15 protein-coding genes are annotated in these 19,039 nt (G+C 67.4%); 6 read left to right on the top strand and 9 right to left on the bottom strand.

The annotated features are described in order from the left end of the window. The first annotated feature begins 22 nt into the window (after window positions 1-22). Window positions 23-1,870, top strand: coding sequence for an SLC13 family permease (locus AC5P8D_RS14985; protein ID WP_010481466.1), 1,848 nt, complete (start codon window positions 23-25; stop codon window positions 1,868-1,870). Window positions 1,871-2,188: 318 nt separating this feature from the next. Here AC5P8D_RS14985 and AC5P8D_RS14980 read toward each other — a convergent pair whose 3' ends face one another. Beyond that, on the bottom strand, window positions 2,189-2,524 hold the full coding sequence (locus tag AC5P8D_RS14980; RefSeq protein ID WP_071306355.1) for a Rieske (2Fe-2S) protein: 336 nt from the start codon (window positions 2,522-2,524) through the stop codon (window positions 2,189-2,191). Between the two features lie 178 nt (window positions 2,525-2,702). Here AC5P8D_RS14980 and AC5P8D_RS14975 point away from each other — a divergent pair, with 178 nt between their 5' ends. From AC5P8D_RS14975 to AC5P8D_RS14960, 4 genes are all read left to right on the top strand, one after another. Beyond that, window positions 2,703-2,984, top strand: a complete 282-nt coding sequence (locus tag AC5P8D_RS14975; RefSeq protein WP_010481462.1) for a hypothetical protein — start codon at window positions 2,703-2,705, stop codon at window positions 2,982-2,984. Window positions 2,985-3,059: 75 nt separating this feature from the next. Further along, the gene (locus AC5P8D_RS14970; RefSeq protein ID WP_019660190.1) at window positions 3,060-3,776 is read left to right on the top strand and encodes a fumarylacetoacetate hydrolase family protein; all 717 of its coding nucleotides are present in this window, start codon (window positions 3,060-3,062) and stop codon (window positions 3,774-3,776) included. Between the two features lie 55 nt (window positions 3,777-3,831). Continuing rightward, window positions 3,832-4,236: a large-conductance mechanosensitive channel protein MscL gene (mscL, locus tag AC5P8D_RS14965; protein ID WP_010481458.1), complete on the top strand. Its 405-nt coding sequence runs from the start codon at window positions 3,832-3,834 to the stop codon at window positions 4,234-4,236. Window positions 4,237-4,460: 224 nt separating this feature from the next. Then, window positions 4,461-5,882 (top strand): M28 family peptidase, encoded by a 1,422-nt coding sequence (locus AC5P8D_RS14960; RefSeq protein WP_010481457.1) that lies wholly within the window; start codon window positions 4,461-4,463, stop codon window positions 5,880-5,882. 100 nt (window positions 5,883-5,982) lie between these two features. Here the strand turns inward: AC5P8D_RS14960 and AC5P8D_RS14955 are convergent, their stop codons facing one another. The 8 genes from AC5P8D_RS14955 to AC5P8D_RS14920 all read right to left on the bottom strand — a co-directional run bounded on the left by AC5P8D_RS14955 (window position 5,983) and on the right by AC5P8D_RS14920 (window position 17,690). Continuing rightward, window positions 5,983-6,816 (bottom strand): TrmH family RNA methyltransferase, encoded by an 834-nt coding sequence (locus AC5P8D_RS14955; protein ID WP_414614802.1) that lies wholly within the window; start codon window positions 6,814-6,816, stop codon window positions 5,983-5,985. Further along, window positions 6,809-8,326: an alanine/glycine:cation symporter family protein gene (locus AC5P8D_RS14950; RefSeq protein WP_495203452.1), complete on the bottom strand. Its 1,518-nt coding sequence runs from the start codon at window positions 8,324-8,326 to the stop codon at window positions 6,809-6,811. The genes AC5P8D_RS14955 and AC5P8D_RS14950 overlap by 8 nt, the downstream gene beginning before the upstream one ends. 180 nt (window positions 8,327-8,506) lie before the next feature. Then, entirely contained in the window at window positions 8,507-9,046 is a 540-nt protein-coding gene (locus tag AC5P8D_RS14945) for a GNAT family N-acetyltransferase (protein WP_049481706.1), read from the bottom strand. Next, window positions 9,039-12,164: an efflux RND transporter permease subunit gene (locus AC5P8D_RS14940; protein WP_043403057.1), complete on the bottom strand. Its 3,126-nt coding sequence runs from the start codon at window positions 12,162-12,164 to the stop codon at window positions 9,039-9,041. The genes AC5P8D_RS14945 and AC5P8D_RS14940 overlap by 8 nt, the downstream gene beginning before the upstream one ends. Next, window positions 12,161-13,267 carry an efflux RND transporter periplasmic adaptor subunit gene (locus AC5P8D_RS14935; RefSeq protein ID WP_241877627.1) on the bottom strand — a complete coding sequence of 369 codons (1,107 nt, stop codon included), beginning with the start codon at window positions 13,265-13,267 and terminating at the stop codon, window positions 12,161-12,163. The genes AC5P8D_RS14940 and AC5P8D_RS14935 overlap by 4 nt, the downstream gene beginning before the upstream one ends. 273 nt (window positions 13,268-13,540) lie before the next feature. Then, window positions 13,541-15,604 (bottom strand): TonB-dependent copper receptor, encoded by a 2,064-nt coding sequence (locus AC5P8D_RS14930; RefSeq protein WP_495203451.1) that lies wholly within the window; start codon window positions 15,602-15,604, stop codon window positions 13,541-13,543. Between the two features lie 72 nt (window positions 15,605-15,676). Beyond that, window positions 15,677-16,108, bottom strand: coding sequence for a DUF2946 family protein (locus tag AC5P8D_RS14925; RefSeq protein WP_495203450.1), 432 nt, complete (start codon window positions 16,106-16,108; stop codon window positions 15,677-15,679). A gap of 598 nt (window positions 16,109-16,706) precedes the next feature. Then, a complete protein-coding gene (locus tag AC5P8D_RS14920; protein ID WP_010481448.1) occupies window positions 16,707-17,690 on the bottom strand; it encodes a LysR family transcriptional regulator in 984 nt (327 codons plus the stop codon). A gap of 207 nt (window positions 17,691-17,897) precedes the next feature. Here AC5P8D_RS14920 and cysK point away from each other — a divergent pair, with 207 nt between their 5' ends. After that, on the top strand, window positions 17,898-18,857 hold the full coding sequence (cysK, locus tag AC5P8D_RS14915; RefSeq protein WP_495203449.1) for a cysteine synthase A: 960 nt from the start codon (window positions 17,898-17,900) through the stop codon (window positions 18,855-18,857). Window positions 18,858-19,039: the final 182 nt, after the last annotated feature.

Genomic DNA, 19,039 nt, shown 5'->3' with positions numbered 1-19,039 from the left:
GCCTGAGGACGCCGCGCCCCACATGGATACCGCGCTGACGCTGACCAACGACATGAAGCTCGTGCTCGGGCTGGTCGGCTTCACGATGGCGATGTTCCTGTTCGAGCGCATCCGCGCCGACGTGGTCGCGCTGGTGGTGCTGGTGGTGCTGGGTGTCACCGGCCTGATCGCGCCGGAGGAAATCTTCGGCGGCTTCTCCGGTAACGCGGTGATGAGCATCATCGCCACCACCATCCTCGGTGCGGGCCTGGACCGCACCGGGGCGCTGAACCGGCTGGCGGCCTGGCTGCTGCGGCGTGGCCATGGCGTCGAGCAGCGCTTGCTGATGATGACCACGGCCATCGCCGGCCTGAACTCGTCCTTCATGCAGAACCCGTCGGTGATGGCGCTGTACCTGCCGGTCGCCTCGCGACTGGCGGCACGCACCGGCCTGACCCTGCAGCGCCTGCTGCTGCCGATCTCGGCGGCAATCGTGATGGGCGGCGCGCTGACCATGGTCGGCAACTCGCCGCTGATCCTGCTGAACGATCTGCTGGCCTCGGCCAACAACAACCTGCCCTCGGGCCTGGCCACCATCGAGCCGCTGCGCATGTTCGCGCCGCTGCCGATCGGCGTGGCCCTGCTGATCGCCTCGCTGCTGTATTTCCGCTACTACGGCGACCGCAAGCTGATCGAGGAAGAGAACCTGGTCAACGACGGGGTCACGCCCGCGCGCACCGAGAGCTACTTCGCCAAGACCTACGGCATCGAAGGCGATGTGTTCGAGCTGGTGGTCAGTGCCGAAAGCCCGCTGGTGGGCATGACCCTGGGCGAGGCCGAGAACCTGCACGATGCCCCGCTGCTGCTGGCCCTGAAAACCGGCAACGACACCCGCCTGGCGCCGCCAGCGGAAATGCGCATCTGGGTCGGCAGCGTGCTCGGTGCGATGGGCCCGCGCGAGCAGATCAACGATTTCGCGCAGAACCAGTTCCTGCGCATGTCTTCGCGCCTGAAGCACCTGGGCGACCTGTTCAACCCGAGCCGTGCCGGTATTTCCGAGGCGGTGGTGCCGCCGACCTCCAACGTGATCGGCAAGAGCGCCGCCGACCTGCGCCTGCGCAAGGAGCGCGGCATCAGCCTGCTGGCGATCAACCGCGACAAGCAGGTGATCCGCGAGGACGTGCGCGACGTACAGCTGCGCGCCGGCGACATGCTGGTCTTCCACAGCATCTGGACCGATCTGGCGCAGGCCGCGCGCAGCCGTGACTTCGTGGTGGTGACCGACTACCCGACCGGCGAGCAGCGCCCGCACAAGTTCAAGATCGCGATGGCGATCTTCGCGCTGACCATCCTGATCGCGCTGACCAGCAAGCTGCCGGTGGCGCTGACGCTGATGACCGGTGTGGCCGGCATGCTGCTGACCGGCGTGCTGCGCATGGACGAGGCCTATGCCTCGATCAACTGGAAGACGGTGTTCATGATGGCCGGGCTGATTCCACTCGGCTGGGCAATGGATTCCAGTGGTGCGGCGGCATGGGTGGCCGGCCATACCATCGACAAGCTGCCGACCGGCATCCCGGTGTGGGTGCTGGAGGTGGCGCTGGCGCTGCTGACCACGGCGTTCTCGCTGGTGATCAGCCATGTGGGCGCGACCATCGTGATGGTGCCCATTGCGGTGAACCTGGCACTGGCGGCGGGTGGCAACCCGACGGCGTTCGCGCTGATCGTGGCGCTGTCGGCGTCCAACAACCTGATGACGGCCTCCAACCCGGTGATTTCGATGATCACCGGTCCGGCCAATTACACCCCGCGTGAGATGTGGCGGGTCGGCGGACCGCTGTCGCTGATCTACACCTGTGTGGTGGTGTTGATGATCAACCTGATGTTCTGAGGGTTGGGTTTGTTGGCAGGGCTGCGCCCTGCACCCGCCGAAGCCGAAGCAACAGCAACAGCAACAGCAACAGCGTGCATTCCGTGGGATGGCGGGGTGGGTCCGGTTGCGGGGGACGCTGCAAGTACGTCCCTGTAAGCTCGGTCGCCGCATCCATGCGGCTCACGCCCCCGCAACCGGCCCCACCCCGCCTTCGACAGATCGCTGCAATCTGCAGTAGATCCACGCCATGCGTGGATGGATCTGGATACCTGTTGATCTGTTGGGTGCGGACTGTTGGCTTGGTGGGTGCGGACCGTTGGTCCGCACACCGATACATCAAACCAGGTAAACCTGCCCGTCGCGCACGTCCACCGGTACGGCGCGCAGGCGGTCGCCCTTGCACGGGCCGGCAATGCAGTCGCCGCTGTCCAGCGCGAACGAGGCGCCGTGCGCGGCGCAGACCAGGTGGCCTTCGCGGCTCTTCAGGAACTGGCCCGGGGCCCAGTCCAGGCGTCGGCCGGCGTGCGGGCAGATGTTCAGGAAGGCACGCACCTGCGCGCCGTCGCGGTACAGCACCAGCGATTCGGCATCGCCATCCACCACCGCTTCGACCTCGGCAAACGCGCCATCGGCAATGGCATCAAGGGCGATCAGGGAAGCAGCGGCAGTCATGGCGAAGGCTCGGACAGTAAACCCGCATTGTCGCATGCCCACTCAGGTGACTGGCTGCGACATGAACACAAGTCATTGATCCGTAATAAGCACAGGCTATATTTAACGAGTTTTTCACTCAATGACAGTGGCGCGTCCCGATACTCTGTTTTCGCTGATCCCAGCCTATCGAGCCGCCATGTTCAATCGCGCATCCGCCTTCAACCAGTTCCGCACCCTGTTCGCGCCGCGCAAGCCGCGTCACCCGCTGGTGCGCGTTGCCGTGGGCCTGCTTGGCCTGGCGATCCTGGCCGCGATGGTGTTCATCGGCGTGTTTGTTGGTGCGGCGATGATCATGGTCGGCCTGGCGTGGAAGCTGCTGGCCTCGCGCAAGCCGGGTGCCGCGCGTCCGGTCGACCCGACCGTGGTCGAGGGCGAGTACCGCGTGGTGCGCAAGCCGGTGTTGCCGGTCTCGCGCTGACTTACGCCATCCGCGCCCGCTGACGGCGGGCGCCATGCGTTCTAGACTGCGGGCACGCCCTTCCTGGATGCCCGCATGTCCGATGTCTCCGATGTGATCCCTGCTGTAGCCCTGCCGCGTGTGCCGGTAGCCGGTGGCGGCAGTTTCCCCGTGCACCGCATCTACTGCGTCGGCCGCAACTTCGCCGACCACGCCCGCGAAATGGGCGCAGCGGTGCCGGCGGCCGATGACCGCGGCCGCCCGATGTTCTTCAGCAAGCCGGCCGATGCGATCGTGGTCGGCCACGACGATGCCATCCCCTACCCGCCGGCGACTGCCAACCTGCACCACGAAGTGGAACTGGTGGTGGCGATCGGCCGCGATGCGCCTGCCGGTGAGCTGGCCGTGGCCGATGCCGACGCACTGGTCTACGGCTACGCCGTGGGCCTGGACCTGACCCGCCGCGACCTGCAGGCCGCCGCCAAGGACAAGGGCCACCCGTGGGACGCGGCCAAGGGCTTCGATGCCTCCGCGCCGATCAGCGAAATCGTCCACGCCGAGGAAGTGGGCGACCTGGCCGCGCTGAACCTGTCGCTGGAGGTCAACGGCGAGGTGCGCCAGCAGGCGCTGCTGGACCAGATGATCTGGAACGTGCCGGAGATCCTGCACGAGCTGTCCAAGCTGTGGCAGCTGCGTGCCGGCGACCTGGTGTTCATGGGCACCCCGTCCGGTGTGGCCGCACTGAAGCCCGGCGACCGCTTCAGTGCCCGCCTGGAAAACGTGGCCGAGCGCCACGGCGTGATCGCCGGCTGACATCACCTGCGCTACCCTGCGCGCTGTCCACTTCCCCCACCGGAGAAAAACAACAATGGGAATGCTCACCGAGTTCAAGGAATTCGCGATGCGCGGCAACGTCATCGACCTCGCCGTCGGCGTGGTGATCGGCGCGGCCTTCGGCAAGATCGTGACGGCGCTGGTCGAGAAGATCATCATGCCGCCGCTGGGCATGCTGATCGGCAAGGTGGATTTCTCGCAGCTGGCGTGGACGCTGTCGCCGGCCCGCATCGGGCCGGACGGCAAGGAGATTCCGGCGGTGGTGATCGGCTACGGCGACTTCATCAATACGCTGATCCAGTTCGTGATCGTGGCCTTCGCCATCTTCCTGGTGATCAAGGTGATCAACCGCCTGTCGCGCAAGAAGGAAGCGGCACCGGCCGCACCGGCGGAAGAAGTGGTGCTGCTGCGCGAGATCCGCGACAGCCTGAAGAAATAAGGTAGTAGCGCCGGGCCATGCCCGGCGGGACGCCATCTTGCCGCTGCGCTCGCCGGGCATGGCCCGGCGCTACCGCAGAAGCAGGCGAAAGCCCCGCCCCGGCGGGGCTTTCGCTTTGCTGCATCTGGCGGAAAACAGCATCCGCGCCAGCCATGACCTCCCGCCCATGCGCCGGGCTGAACGACTGTTAAGCTCCAAGGCTTGGTCCCTTCCCGGAGCTGTCCATGCGTCGCCGCGTCCTTGCCATCGCATCCTCCCTCGCCCTGCTGGCCGCCCCGGCCTTCGCGGCGCCGCACACCACCACCCTGCCCCCGGCGTCGCTGGCCACCGCCGCACAGCTGCGCGACCAGGCGCTGGCCGATGACACCGGCTGGAAGGTGGTCGAATCGCTCACCACCGAAATCGGCCCGCGCATTGCCGGCAGCGAGGCTGACGCCCGTGCCGTGGCCTGGGCCGAGGCCAAGTTCAAGGCACTCGGTTTCGACAAAGTCTGGAAGGAGCCGGTGACCTTCCCGAAGTGGGAACGCCGCAGTGAGCACGCCGCAGTGACCGGCAAAAACCCGCAGCCGCTGCAGATCACCGCACTGGGCGGCAGCCCGGGCGGCACGGTGGAAGCGGAAGTGGTGCGCTTCGCCGACCTGGCCGCACTGCAGGCCGCACCGGCCGGTTCGCTGAAGGGCAAGATTGCCTTCGTCGATTACCAGATGCTGCCGTTCCGCGATGGCCGCGACTATGGCCGTGGCGGCGCGATCCGCAGCAAGGGCCCGTCCGAAGCGATCCGCAAGGGCGCAGTCGGTTTCCTGATGCGCTCGGCCGGTACCGACTCGCACCGCGTGCCGCACACCGGCATCACCCGTTTCGATGACGGCCTGACGCCGGTGCCGTCGGCGGCGCTGTCGGTGCCCGATGCCGACCAGCTGGCGCGCCTGCTGGCCCGTGGCAGCACCACGGTGAAGGTCGCGCTGGATTGCGGTTGGGATGGCACCGCCACCTCGTACAACGTGATCGGCGAGATCACCGGCCGCAGCCTGCCGAAGGAAGTGGTGGTGATTGGTGGTCACCTGGATTCATGGGACCTGGGCACCGGCGCGGTGGATGACGGCGCGGGCGTGGGCATCACCATGGCCGCAGGCCACCTGATCGGCCTGCTCAAGCAGGCACCGAAGCGCACCATCCGCGTGATCGCCTTCGCCAACGAGGAACAAGGCCTGTACGGCGGCAAGGCCTACGCCGAAGCGCACGCCAAGGACGTGGCCCTGCACCAGCTGGCTGCCGAGAGCGATTTCGGTGCTGGTCGCATCTACGCCTTCAACACCGGTTCGCCGAACCCGGAAGGCTCGCGCGAAGCGACGAAGCAGATTGCCGAGGTGATGAAGCCACTGGGCATCGAGTACCAGGCCGACAAGGGTGGCCCGGGCCCGGACGTCGGCCCGTTGGCCGCCAAGGGCGGTGCATGGGCGTGGCTGGCGCAGGACGGCTCGGACTACTTCCACCTGCACCACACCGCCGACGACACGCTGGACAAGATCGACCCGAAGGCGCTGGCGCAGAACGTGGCCGCCTATGCGGTATTCGCGTATCTGGCCGCGGAAGCCGATGGTAGTTTCGGCAGCGAAGCCAAGGCGACCACGCCACCGAACGAGTGATGCGGTAGCGCCGGGCCATGCCCGGCGAGCGCAGTGGCGGGAGCGGTGCGAACCCAGGTTCGCACCCACCAAGGTAGATTTCGCACCCACCGGGCGCCACTCAGCTGCGGCGGTTTGCCCACTGTGCCAGCAAAACCGCCGTGGCCGAGGCCACGTTGAGGCTTTCCACCGCACCACTGCCGGGAATCGAGACCTGCAGATCGCACTGGCTCGCCAGGCCACGGTCCATGCCTTCGCCTTCAGCGCCCATCACGTACACAAGCCGTTCCGGCAGGGACGCACGGAACACGTCGTCGCCACCATCAACGAGGGTCGCGGCCAGCCCGAAGCCGGCCGCACGCAGCTGCGCCATCGCCTGAGCAGTCTCCGGCAGCTGCACCAGCGGCACCGATTCCGCACCGCCTTCGGCCACGCGTGCGGCAGCGCCGGACAGCGCCAGCGTGCTGCCGGCCGGCAGCAGCAGCGCCTTGACGCCGAAGTGCGCGGCCGAGCGCAGGATCGCACCGAAGTTGTGCGGATTGCCGACACCGTCCAGCCACAGCGCCAACGCCGGGCCTTCGCCCAGATCCTCCAGCCACTGTGCCAGCGGCACGACCGGCGCGCGCAGCACGTCGGCCACCAGGCCTTCGTGGTGCGTGGTAGCGGCCAGCTTGTTGAGGTCGCCCTCCTCCACCACGCGATAGCCCACGCGGTTGGCAACACACCACTTCAGCACCGGCTGCATGCGCGGAATCAGCGCGTCCACCAGGTACAGCTTGCGCAACGCCTGCGGGCGCTTGGCGAACAGGGCCTGCACGGCGTTCCAGCCATACAGGCGCAGCTCGTCGTTGCCACGCCCCGGCGGTGGCGGGGTGCCGCCCTCACGCGGTGGCAGCGGGGTGGCCCGCGGCGGTCGCGACGACGGGCGGCGGGCGTTCTTCCAGGGATCATTCACTACGGGACAACTCCAGCTTGCGTTGACGCCAGAAATCGGCGTTCTTGATGCCCAGGGCATCGGGGTCGAAGATCGGATCGAGGCCGAGCTTCTTCTGTCGTTCGTAATCACGCAGCGCCAGCATGGCCGGCTTCTGGATGATGAGGATGGCAATGATGTTCAGCCAGGCCATCAGGCCCACGCCGATGTCACCCAGCGCCCAGGCCAGGGTGGCGTTATGGAACGCGCCGAACACCACCATGCCGATGATGCCCAGGCGCAGCAGCAGCACGGTCAGCGGGCGCTTCTTGTTGTGGTTCACATAGCTGAGGTTGGTCTCGGCCATGTAGTAGTACGCCATGATGGTGGTGAAGGCGAAGAAGAAGATGGCGATGGACACGAACGCCGAGCCCCAGCCCGGCAGCACCGCTTCCACACCGGCCTGCGCGTAACCCGCGCCTTCCGGGATGCCAGCCAGGCCCTGGAAGATCGGCGCGGCGCCGGCCACAGGCGAGTACACGTTGTAGGTGCCACTGGCCAGGATCAGGAACGCGGTGGCGGTGCACACCATCATGGTGTCGAAGTAGATGGCGAAGGCCTGCACGTAGCCCTGCTTGGCCGGGTGCGAGACTTCCGAGGCGGCTGCAGCATGCGGGCCCGAGCCCTGGCCGGCTTCGTTGGCGTAGATGCCGCGCTTGATGCCCCACTCCACTGCCAGGCCCATCATCGCGCCGAACGCGGCGTGGGTGCCGAAGGCGCTCTTGAAGATGATGCCGAACATTTCCGGCACGCGGTCGTAGTTGATGATCATGATGACGATGGCCATCAGGATGAAGCCGGCGGCCATGAACGGCACCACCACTTCGGCGAAGTTGGCGATGCGCTTGACGCCACCGAAGATCACCACGCCCAGCAGCAGCGCGACCACGATGCCGATGCCCAGCTTCAGCGCCTGCACCGACTCCATGCCGAAAGCCTGGCCATCGAGCGGACCGCACAGCGCGGTGCCACGGCAGGCGTTGATGATGCTGTCGGCGATGGCATTGGCCTGCACGCCCGGCATCAGGAAGCCGGCAGCGATGATCGTGGCGATGGCGAAGGCCAGCGCGTACCACTTCAGGCCCATGGCCTTTTCGATGTAATACGCCGGGCCACCGCGGTAGCGGCCTTCGGCGTCCTTGGTCTTGTAGATCTGCGCCAGGGTGCATTCCACATACGACGTGGACGCGCCGAGGAAGCCCATCACCCACATCCAGAAGATGGCACCGGGGCCGCCGAAGGCGATGGCGGTGGCCACGCCGGCGATGTTGCCGATGCCCATGCGGCCGGCCATCGACATGGCCAGGGCCTGGAACGAGGACACGCCGGCGTCGGATTTCTCACCCCTGACGGTGAGGCGGCACATCTCGAGAAAACCGCGGATCTGCATGAAGCGGGTGCGCAGGCTGAAGAACAGGCCGGCGGCCAGGCACATGAAGATCAGCGCCTTGCTCCAGATGATGCTGTTGATGAAATGTACGGTAGCTTCCACGCGCGCTCTCTCCAGTCGGCGGGTTGTAAGGACGTCCCGTCGGCTGGAGGGGACCGGTCGATTCTCCCTGATCGAAGGCCGCTGCGGTAGCGCTGTTTTGCAGGGCCAAGCCCATCCTCGGCCGCCGTCAGGGGCCCAAGCCGAGCATGGGATCGGCTCTACAGCGGCCCGCCCGCGCGTTCAGGGCAGCTGCGTGCGCACCCGGGCGAAGCGGCGCAGGTCGTGCAGCACCCCGCGCTTGTAGACCGCACAGCGCTCCACGCCCTCTTCCTGGAAACCGTTCTTCTCCAGCACCCTGGCCGAGCCGAGGTTGAAGTCGACCACGGTGGCCTGCAGCCTGAACAGGCGCAGCTCGTCCATCACCCACGGTGCGAACAGACCGACCGCCCGGGTCATCAGGCCCTGGCCCCAGTAGGCCTGGCCCAGCCAGTAACCCAGTTCGGCGGTATTCCCGCGCTCGGCCACGCCTGGCTGGGCACCGACGCTGCCGCAGGCCTGGCCGTCGATCTCGATGGCCAGGTTCAGCGTGCCCGGGGCCAGCACGCGCCCGCCCAGGAAGGCTTCGCCATCCTCGCGGGTGTACGGATACGGGAAGCGGTCACGCAGGCCCCGCGACACCTCGGCGTCGTTGGCATGGCGCAGCAGCGATTCCAGATCATCCGCGCGCCAGGGGCGCAGCTGGAAGCCATCGCCCCGCAGCAACGTGGTCGGATCAGGCATGGCCACCCACCGAGGGCGATTCCGCTTCCTGCTTCTCCAGCTCGCGTTTCACCGCTTCCGGCGAACGGGTGTACGGGGCCAGCCGCGCGTAGAACGCCGGCACCACGAACAGCGACAGGAAGGTCGAAAGGGTCACGCCGAAGATGATCACGATGCCGATCGTGCCACGGCTGGCCGAACCGGGGCCACCGGCCACCACCAGCGGGATCGCGCCGACCACGGTGGCGATCGAGGTCATCAGGATCGGGCGCAGGCGCACCATCGCCGATTCGATGATCGCCTCGCGCACGGTTCTTCCGTCGTCGCGCAGCTGGTTGGCGAATTCGACGATGAGGATGCCGTTCTTCGCGGCCAGGCCGACCAGCATGACGATGCCGATCTGACTGAACAGGTTCACCGTGCCACCACTCACCCACAATCCGACCAGCGCACCGAGCACGCCCAGCGGCACGGTCAGCATGATGGTGAGCGGGTGGATGAAGCTTTCGAACTGCGCGGCCAGCACCAGGTAGACCACCAGCAGGGCCATCGCGAAGGTCAGCAGCACTGCGCCGCCCGCACTCTGGTACTCGCGCGATTCGCCCTTCCAGTTCACCTGCGCATACTGCGGCAGCTCTTCGCGCGTGACCTGCTGCGCCCAGGCGATGGCCTCACCCAGTGGATAGCCCGGCGCCAGGCCAGCGTTGATGGTGATCGAGCGCAGGCGGTTGAAGCGGTTCAGGGTGCCGGCCTCGGCCACTTCGCTCAGCGTGACCAGGTTGGACAGCGGCACCAGTTCGCCGGAGGTGGCACGCACGCGGATCGCGGCCAGGTCGGCCGGGCTGGCGCGTCCATCGCGACCGGCCTGCACGAGCACGTCGTACTCCTCGCCGTTGTCGACGAAGGTGGTGACGCGGCGCGAACCCATCATGGTTTCCAGCGCCGAACCGATCGCGGTGACCGGCACGCCGAGATCCGCCGCACGCTGGCGATCGATGTTGACCCGCATCTGCGGCCGGGTTTCCTTGTAGTCCGAATCCGGGCCGACCAGGCCGGGATTGTCGGCCATGCGCAGCAGGATGCGGTCGCGCCACTGCGCGATCTCGGCGTACTCCGGCCCGCCCAGCACGATCTGGAATGGCTGCCCGCCGCTGCGCACCAGGCCACCACCGACCTGGGTACGCACGCGCACGCCACGGATGGTGTCCAGTTCCTTCTGCAGCTCATTGGCCACATCCGGCGTGGCCTCGCTGCGCTGGCGCCACGGCTGCAGGAAGATGCTGACGCGGCCGGTGTGCATTTCCTCGCTGGCGCCCCAGCCGCCCGGCACGCGCGGGTTGGCACGCACGATGGGTTTGTCCGGGCCGACATGCGGTGCCAGCATCGCTTCCACCTGCTGTACCTGCTGCACGGTGTAGTCGTAGCCGGCGCCCTCCGGGCCGTCGATCATGATCTGGAACGAACCGCGGTCTTCGGCCGGCGCCAACTCCGACGGCAGCAGCTTGAGCAGGCCCCAGCTGGCAGCCAGTGCGGCCACCATCACCAGCAGGTAGATCCAGGTGCGGTCGACATGGTGGTCGAGCACGCGGCCATAGCCCGAGGCCAGGCGCTCCAGATTGCGGTTGATGAAGCCATGCAGGCCCCGCGGTGCCTGTCCGGTATGCGGCTTGAGCAGCTTGGAGGCCATCATCGGCGTCAACGTCAGCGCCACGAACGCGGACAACGCGACCGCCGCCGCCAGCGCCACCGCCAGCTCGCGGAACAGGCGCCCGGTGTTGCCTTCCAGGAAACCGACCGGCAGGAACACCGCCACCAGCACCGCAGTGGTGGCAATCACCGCGAAGGCGACCTGCGTGGTACCGCGCTTGGAGGCCACCAGTGGGGGCTCGCCCAGGTCGATGCGGCGCTGCACGTTCTCCACCACCACGATCGCATCGTCCACCACCAGGCCGATGCACAGCACCAGGGCAAGCAGGGTCAGCAGGTTGATCGAGAAATCGAACGCATACAGCGCGATGAACGCGGCGACCAGGCACACCGGCACCGTCACTGCGGGAATCAATGCGGCGCGGAAACTGCCGAGGAACAGCCAGATCACTGCCAGCACCAGGATCATCGCTTCCACCAGCGTGGCGTAGACGCGGTCCACGGCGGCTTCGATGAAGGTGGTGTTGTCGAACGCAACAAAGATCTGCGTGCCCTTGGGCAGCGACAGCGCCACCCGCTCGGCTTCAGCGCGCGCGGTGCGCGCCACGTCCAGCGAGTTGGCGGTGGAGGTCTTGACGATACCCAGGCCGATGCCCGGCTCGCCGTTGCTGCGGTAGTAGGCGCGGCGCTCGGCCGAGGCCAGTTCGATCTTCGCCACGTCGCCCATGCGCACCACGTAGCCGTCGCGGCCCTTGCCCAGCGGGATGGTCGCGAAGTCTTCCGGCTTGATGTAGTTGCGCTCCACGCGCAGGGTGAAATCGCGGTCGGTCGACTCGATGCGGCCGGCCGGCAGTTCCACGTTCTCGTTGCGCAGCGCGGTTTCCACGTCGCCGGTGGTCAGCCCACGTGCGGCCAGCTGGTCGCGGTCCAGCCAGATGCGCATTGCATAGCGCTGGCGGCCGCCGATGCGGACCTGGGCCACGCCGTCGAGGCTGGAGAAGCGATCGACCACGTAGCGGTCGGCGTAATCGCTCAGTTCCAGCGTGTCCATGGTCGAGGAGACCATGTTGAACCAGATGATCGGGTCGGCATCGCTTTCGACCTTGGCGATTTCCGGCGGACGCGCTTCCTCAGGCATGCGGTCGGCCACGCGACTGACCGCATCGCGCACGTCGTTGGCTGCCGCTTCGATATCGCGGTTGGAGGTGAACTCGATGCTGACCTGCGAGCGGCCGTTGGTGCTGCGCGCGTTGATGGTATCGATGCCTTCGATGCCGGCCAGCGCGTCTTCCAGCACCTGGGTGATGCGGCTTTCGATGACCGCCGCCGAGGCGCCGGTGTAGTCCACCGACACCGACACGATCGGCGGATCGATGGCAGGCAGCTCACGCAGGGTCAGGCGGGTGAAGGACATCACGCCCAGCACCAGCAACAGCAGGCTCATCACCACGGCGAACACCGGCCGCTGGATGGAGATGTCGGACAGCTTCATCCGCCGTGGCCCTCGGCCGCGACCGGCGCCGGCGCGTCAGCCGGCTTCACACCGCTGGCCGGTGCCGCATCCTTGGCCGCGACCTTCAGGCCCGGGCGCAGCTTGCCGGTGCCATCGACCACGATGCGCTGGCCCGCTTCCAGGCCCTGCTTGATCTCGACCACGCCGGCACGGCGTGCGCCGGTGATCACGTCCACGCGCTCGACGCTGTCGTCGGCGGTGATGCGGTACACGAAGGTATCGCGACCGACCTGCACCACGGCGATTTCCGGAATCACCAGCGCCGGGCGCTCGGGGTGGAACAGGCGCACATCCAGCAGCATGCCCGGGCGCAGGGCATGGTCACCGTTGGCGAAGTCGGCACGCACGGTCACCGCGCGGGTGGCCGGATCGATGCGTGCGTCGATGGTGCTGACCACGCCCTCGAAAGTACGGCCCGGCCACGCCACGCTGGTGGCACTGACCTTGTCACCGACGCCCAGCGCGGCCAGCTCCACTTCCGGCACCTGGAAATCGATGTGCATGTGCTCGATGTCATCGAGCGTGGCGATCACCGTGGTCGGCGTCAGCAGCGTGCCCGGGCTGACCTGGCGGATGCCGAGCACACCGGCGAACGGCGCACGCACGCGACGGTCACCGATGTCCGACTGCATCTGCGCCACGCGCGCCTCGGCGGCATCGCGGATCGACTTCTGCGTATCCAGCGTGGCGCTGGAGACCAGCCGCTGCGTGGCCAGCTCGCGCTGGCGCTTGTACAGCTGGTCGGCCTCATGGAAGGTGGCCTGCGCCTGCACCAGCGCGGCCTCCTGGGCCTGCCCGCGCAGGGTTACGATCGGCGCACCGGCCGCAACATGCTGGCCGCTTTCGAAGTGCACCTTCTCGACGATCTCGCTGACCTTGGCGGTGACGCTGATGGATTCGCGCGCCTTGGCCGTACCCAGTGCCTGCAGCGTGTCGTTCCACTGCGTGGACTGCACGACCTGCGCGGTGACCGGCACCGCTTCTCCCTGCCGACGGGCGGCGGCCTCCTGTTTGCCCGCGCACCCGGCCAGCACGGCCAGGCAGAGGCCAAGGGCCAGGGTCGAAGCGATGCGAGCCAACATGAACGGTCCTGAGTGATCCACGGCCGCCGAGTGTAGGCAAGCGCCCACAGAAGCGATATGTGCCAAGCGTTTACCGGCGTGGAACCGGCGTCGCGATAGCGCCGTGAACCCGTTCCGTGCAAGGCTGGCAGCAGCGGTGTCGGCATGTGTCGAGGTGTATCCAGCCGTGCACCGCAGGCGTTGCCATCGTAGAGTCGAAGCTGCCCGGCAGAGGGCGTCGGGCGGGGACGGATCCTGGCGGGGATCCGGCCCCGGTTTTTTTCACCCGGCGGATCAGTACCGGTAGTTCACCTTCATCCACAGGCTGCGGCCCGGCTCGTTGATGCGCACCGGATCGGCCGGGAAACCGAAGTCGGCGCTGCCGGCCAGGTTCAGGTGCTCGCTGTAGGCGCGGTCGAACAGGTTGTCGACGCCCGCACTGAGCTGCAGCTGCGAACTGAAGCGGTAGGCTGCGTTGAGCCCGAAGGTGGCGAAGCCGGCACTCGGCCCCAGGTCCTGCGCGACCACATTGCCCTGGCCATCGGCGACGCGATGCTGGTGGGTCACCGCGCGCAGCAGCGCACCGGCACTCCAGCGCTCGCCTTCCCAGTTCGCGCTCAGGCGTGCTTCCAGCGGTGGCATCTGCGGCAACGGACGCTGCTGGTCGCGGTTCTCGCCCCAGGCATAGGCCAGCGTGCCGCCCAGCTTCCACTGCTCGGCCAGGCTCACTTCCAGCCCGGCTTCGGCACCGGCGATGCGCGCATCGACGTTGCGGGCCTGGCTCATGCCCATCATGCCGCTGCCGTGGTAGGTGAACAGGATGTAGTCCTGGATCTGCCCGGCGTACGCCGAAACCCACGCCTGCACGCGCGGCCCCTTGTACTGCAGGCCGACGTCGAGCTGGGTGGTGCGCTCTGGCTGCACGCCGGTGAACGCGTTCACTGCACCGGCCGGGCCATGGTTGGGCGAGAACAGCTCCCAGTAGTCGGGCATGCGCTCACTGTGACCGAGGCCGGCGTACCAGGTCAGGCCATCGGCCAGGTCCTGCTCGTAACGCAGGAAACCGCTGCCGAGCCATTCCTTGCGCGTCTGCCCTGCGCTTGGATTGGGCCGGTTGCCCATCATGCCGCGGATCGATTGCCGCTCATCGCGGGCGCTGGCACGGTCGATGCGCAGGCCACTGATCCAGCGCTGGTCGGTGCCGGCGCCCAGGGTCAACTCGGTGAACACGCCGTAGCGGCGGAAGTTGGCATCGGTCTCCCAGGCGGCCTGGCGGTAGGTGTCGCGGCCCATGCCCATGCGGCCACGATGGCGGCTGTCTTCGCCATCCACACCGGCCACCAGCTGTACGTCCTGCCAGCGCCACTCGGAACTGACCCGGCCGCCCTGGGTACGGCGGTCCACGTTCGAGGCCATCGGCATCGGCATCATGCTGTGCGGGTTCGGCGTGCGCAGCGTGTAGTTGTCCATCACGTGGTCGGCTTCGTTGTAGTACACGTTGGCCTGCAACGTATCCCACGCACCGGGCAGGTTGCGCTTCTCGAAGCGCGCGGCATAACTGGTGCGTTCGAACGCAGCACCGTCCATGCCGCGCCCGGCGTAGCGCGCGATGGCATCGCCGGCACCGGCAGAGATTTCCAGCAGCGTGTCGGCATCCGGCGTCCAGCCGATGGCCACGTCACCGTTCCACTTGCGCCACTTCGACGGCACCACGTCACCATGACCATCCTTGTAGTCGTCCGCTTCCGAGCGATTGCCGCTGGCACGCACGTAACCGGCCGGATTGCCCAGCGTCAGGTCCAGCACCTGGTCGTTGCGGTTGCGCGAGCCGACCAGTCCACTGGCATCGGCACGCAGACCGGGTTCCTCGAAGCGCGGCGTATCGCGCTCGAAACGGATGGTGCCGGCCGAGGCACCTGCGCCCCAGCGCACGCTCTGCGGGCCCTTGATGATGGTCAGCCGGTCGAAGCTCTCCGGCGCGATATAGGAAAGCGGATTGTCCATGCGCGACGGGCAGGCACCGATCAGGTTGCCATCGTTGCTGAGGATGTTCAGCCGCGAACCGAACATGCCGCGCAGCACCGGGTCGCCGTTGGTGCCGCCATTGCGGATGGCGGAGAAGCCGGGGACGGTCTTCAGGTAATCGGCACCGTCGCTGGCCGGCACAGGCTGCCGCGGCAGGCGCGGATCGGTCACCCAGTGCAGCGGCGAGGACGGTGCGGCGGCGGTGACCACCATCGTGTCGAGGGTGCGCGCCTGCTCGGCAGGCGCAGCATGGGCCAATGACGCGGCCACGGCCAGGCCAAGGGCAACCGGCAGGCGCGCGCAGGCGCCCGCGGGGCGGGAAGTCATTTTCATCGGAACAGCTCCAAAGTACGCACGCGCGCACGGCGCCCGGTCAGGCGTCGTGCGGCAGATTCGATAGGGACATCAGCGGACGATGGAGAAACACGGTGGCCCGCGTGCGGCATGCGCCGGCCAACGCAGTGCCGGCAGCACCTGTTGCGACCACGGGAACACCAGGCGCGGCCGCCACAGCAGCGGCAACAGCAGCACCAGCACCGCCAGCCACGGCAGCAGGCGCATGGCCAGCACGCAGTATTCGCAGGCTTCGCCGTGCATGGCGTGGGGATCGGCGGGATGGTTGGGCGCTGCCGGCGCAGCGCCATGCTGAGCGTGCCCGGCCATGGCCAAGTCGTGCATGTCATGGCCCATGGCGGCATGGTCCATGCCTGCCATCGCGGCGTGCTCCATCGGCGGCGCCTGCAGCGCGCGGCTGACCAGGGGCGCAAGCACCATCAGCAGCGTCGCCAGGACGGCGAACTGGAGCAGAAGGCGCTGCGGGCGGGACAGGCGGGTCACCCCGCTAGTGTAGATGCGGGTCCAGGGTTGCTCGTGCGACGAACGGTCGCAGGAGGGGGTTTATCGGCAGGGCTTGCAGCCCTGCACCCGCTGAATCAACGTCAACGTCAACGTCAAAAGCGGGCAATCCGTGGGATGGCGGGGTGGGTCCGGTTGCGGGAGACGCCGTAAACCCGTCCCTGGGGGCTTGGCCGCGGCATCCATGCCGCGGACACTCCCGCAACCGGACCCACCCCGCCTTCGACAGATTTCTGCGATCTGTCGTAGATCCACGCTATGCGTGGATGAATCTCCATCGGAATCGAATATTTCGAATTGGAATCGAAAAGCATCCACGCATGGCGTGGATCTACCGTGTCGACCAAGGTCGACACCTACCAACAGCCATCGGAATCTGTCAGAGGTGGGGCGGTGTCGGAGTGCGGGGTGTCAGCCGCATGGATGCGGCTGCCAAGCTTACAGGGACGTACTTGCAGCGTCCCCGCACTCCGACACCGCCCCGCCAACCCACGGAATTCCGCTTCTGCTGTTGCTGTTGCTGTTGCTGTTGCTTGAATGCCGCGGCAGGTGCAGGGCTGCAAGCCCTGCTCGACCCACCTCACACCGTGATGGTCTGGGTCAGTGACTCCCACGTCGGTGGTACCGGCCACGCGGCGGCCTGGTTGCCATCCAGAACTCTTCGCAGATCGCGCGGATCAATCTGCGGTGCCAGCACATGCACCAGCTCCAGCGCGTAATCACGCAGCACGCGGTCACGCGGCAGCACCGCCCAGGCAATGCACTCGCTGATCGGGTCCGGCGCCGGCCACGAGCGCAGGTCTTCATCGTTGGAACTGACCGCCATCTCGGCCAGCAGGCCTACGCCAAGACCCGTACGCACGTAGGTCTTGATCAGGTCCGCATCGAGCGCGGTCAGTGCCAGGTCGGGCACCAGCCCATTGGCGGCGAAGGCGCGTTGCAGCGACGAGTTCGGACGGGTCGAGGATTCGTAGCTGATCAATGGCTGGCGGGCCAGCGCGGCCAGGTCCGGGGCGCGGCCGGCGCGGTCCAGCGGGTGGCCCTTGGGCACCACCACCAGACGCCGCCAGCGGAACAGCGGCACCGCGATGCCATCGGTGGGCTCACCGCCGGCGGTACTGATGATCGCGATATCGGCATCGCCCTGGTTCAAGCGGTCCAGCGCGTCGGCTTCGCCGGCCTGCTGAAGGTGCACGCTGACCTGCGGGTAGGCCTGCTTGATCGCTGCCACCGCCGGCGGCAGCACGAAGCGCGCCTGGGTGTGGGTGGTGGTCAGGATCAGCTGGCCCTGGCTCTCGCGGCGCTGGTTGGCCGCGTAGGTGCGGATGTTGTTGGCCTCGGCCAACACCGCGCGGGCGCGGGCGATCACTTCGGTGCCGGCCGGAGTGACCGACTCCAGGCTGCGGCCCTTGCGCACGAACAACAGGAAGCCGAGCTCGTCTTCCAGCTGCTTGAGCTGCTTGGACAGGCCAGGCTGGGTGGCATGCACGCGCGAGGCGGCGAGCGTGATGTTCAGCTCGGCGTCGGCGATGGCAACCAGGTAGCGCAGCTGGGTCAGCGTCATGGGAGGCAGGCGGCGTGGGGCGGAAGTCCACTCTAGGGTCATTTGCCGTCACCAGCTTATAACCAAAGGTTGTTTAAGAAAGGTATCTGGTCATTTCCGGGCGTCATATGCCGGCGCTACGGTCAGCCGGCAGCCGCTGGCCTGAACAGCCAGCCCTCCCCCTTCGCCCGCCGAAGCCCGGCGCGGCCCCGTTTCCGGAGCGCTTCCATGGCCCTGTACGACTCCATCCTCGATACCGTCGGCAACACCCCCATCGTCAGGCTGCAGCGCCTGGCGCCCCCGCAGGTCAGCGTCTACGCCAAGGTCGAGTCGTTCAACCCGGGCGGTTCGGTGAAGGACCGCCTGGCGCTGGCGATCATCCTCGACGCCGAAGCGCGTGGCGTGCTCAAGCCGGGCGACACCATCGTCGAAGCCACGTCAGGCAACACCGGCGTGGCACTGGCGATGGTCGCCGCCGCGCGCGGCTACAAGTTCGTGGCCACCATGGTCGAAACCTTCTCGGTGGAGCGCCGCAAGCTGATGCGCGCCTATGGCGCCAAGGTGATCCTGACCCCGGCCGCCGAACGTGGCAGCGGCATGGTGCGCAAGGCCGCTGAATTGGCCGAACAGCACGGTTGGTTCCTGGCCAGCCAGTTCGCCAATCCGGCCAACCCGGCGTACCACCGCAACACCACCGCCGCCGAGATCCTGCGCGACTTCGCCGGCAAGCGGCTGGACTACTTCGTCAGCGGCTGGGGCACCGGCGGCACGCTCACCGGAGTTGGCGAAGTGCTGAAGGTCGCGCGCCCGCAGACCCGCATCATCGCCACCGAACCGGCCGGCGCCGCGCTGCTGAAGGGCGATGACTGGAAGCCGCACAAGATCCAGGGCTGGACGCCGGACTTCGTGCCGGATGTACTCAACCGCGATGTGGTGGACGAGCTGGTGTCGGTGGACGATGACCGCGCGATCGCTACCGCACGACGACTGGCCGCGGAGGAAGGCATCTTCGTCGGCATCTCCGCCGGCGCTACCGTGGCCAGCGCGCTGGACGTGGCGGCCCGTGCTGAACCGGGCGCGGTGATCCTGGCGATGCTGCCGGACACCGGTGAACGCTATTTCTCCACGCCGCTGTTCGCCGATGTGAATGAGGGTTCCGACGACGACTGGCTGGCCGGCCTGCCGTAATGCGATCCGCCGGGCATGGCCCGGCGCTACCGACGTCCGACTGCAGGTAGCGCCGGGCCGTGCCCGGCGTGCGCCCTGCTTCAGCCTGCGTGAAGGCGTCGCCCGCCATCGTGCGTGAAGGCCGTCGGATCGCAGCGCGTGAGACGGTCATGACGCAGTATCGATGCCCTGTCCCCTACCGT

It is taken from the genome of Stenotrophomonas sp. YJH_SMC_101-4 (assembly GCF_059370395.1).
Note: the sequence above shows the minus strand (reverse complement) of the source record. Positions and strands in the feature narration are given on the sequence as shown.

Excerpts from the sequence above, each read along its gene's own strand:
- AC5P8D_RS14985 (WP_010481466.1), top strand. The coding sequence starts at position 23 with ATGGATACCGCGCTGACGCTGACCAACGACATGAAGCTCGTGCTCGGG.
- AC5P8D_RS14980 (WP_071306355.1), bottom strand. The coding sequence starts at position 2,524 with ATGACTGCCGCTGCTTCCCTGATCGCCCTTGATGCCATTGCCGATGGC.
- AC5P8D_RS14975 (WP_010481462.1), top strand. The coding sequence starts at position 2,703 with ATGTTCAATCGCGCATCCGCCTTCAACCAGTTCCGCACCCTGTTCGCG.
- AC5P8D_RS14970 (WP_019660190.1), top strand. The coding sequence starts at position 3,060 with ATGTCCGATGTCTCCGATGTGATCCCTGCTGTAGCCCTGCCGCGTGTG.
- mscL (WP_010481458.1), top strand. The coding sequence starts at position 3,832 with ATGGGAATGCTCACCGAGTTCAAGGAATTCGCGATGCGCGGCAACGTC.
- AC5P8D_RS14960 (WP_010481457.1), top strand. The coding sequence starts at position 4,461 with ATGCGTCGCCGCGTCCTTGCCATCGCATCCTCCCTCGCCCTGCTGGCC.
- AC5P8D_RS14945 (WP_049481706.1), bottom strand. The coding sequence starts at position 9,046 with ATGCCTGATCCGACCACGTTGCTGCGGGGCGATGGCTTCCAGCTGCGC.
- AC5P8D_RS14940 (WP_043403057.1), bottom strand. The coding sequence starts at position 12,164 with ATGAAGCTGTCCGACATCTCCATCCAGCGGCCGGTGTTCGCCGTGGTG.
- AC5P8D_RS14935 (WP_241877627.1), bottom strand. The coding sequence starts at position 13,267 with ATGTTGGCTCGCATCGCTTCGACCCTGGCCCTTGGCCTCTGCCTGGCC.
- AC5P8D_RS14930 (WP_495203451.1), bottom strand. The coding sequence starts at position 15,604 with ATGAAAATGACTTCCCGCCCCGCGGGCGCCTGCGCGCGCCTGCCGGTT.
- AC5P8D_RS14920 (WP_010481448.1), bottom strand. The coding sequence starts at position 17,690 with ATGACGCTGACCCAGCTGCGCTACCTGGTTGCCATCGCCGACGCCGAG.
- cysK (WP_495203449.1), top strand. The coding sequence starts at position 17,898 with ATGGCCCTGTACGACTCCATCCTCGATACCGTCGGCAACACCCCCATC.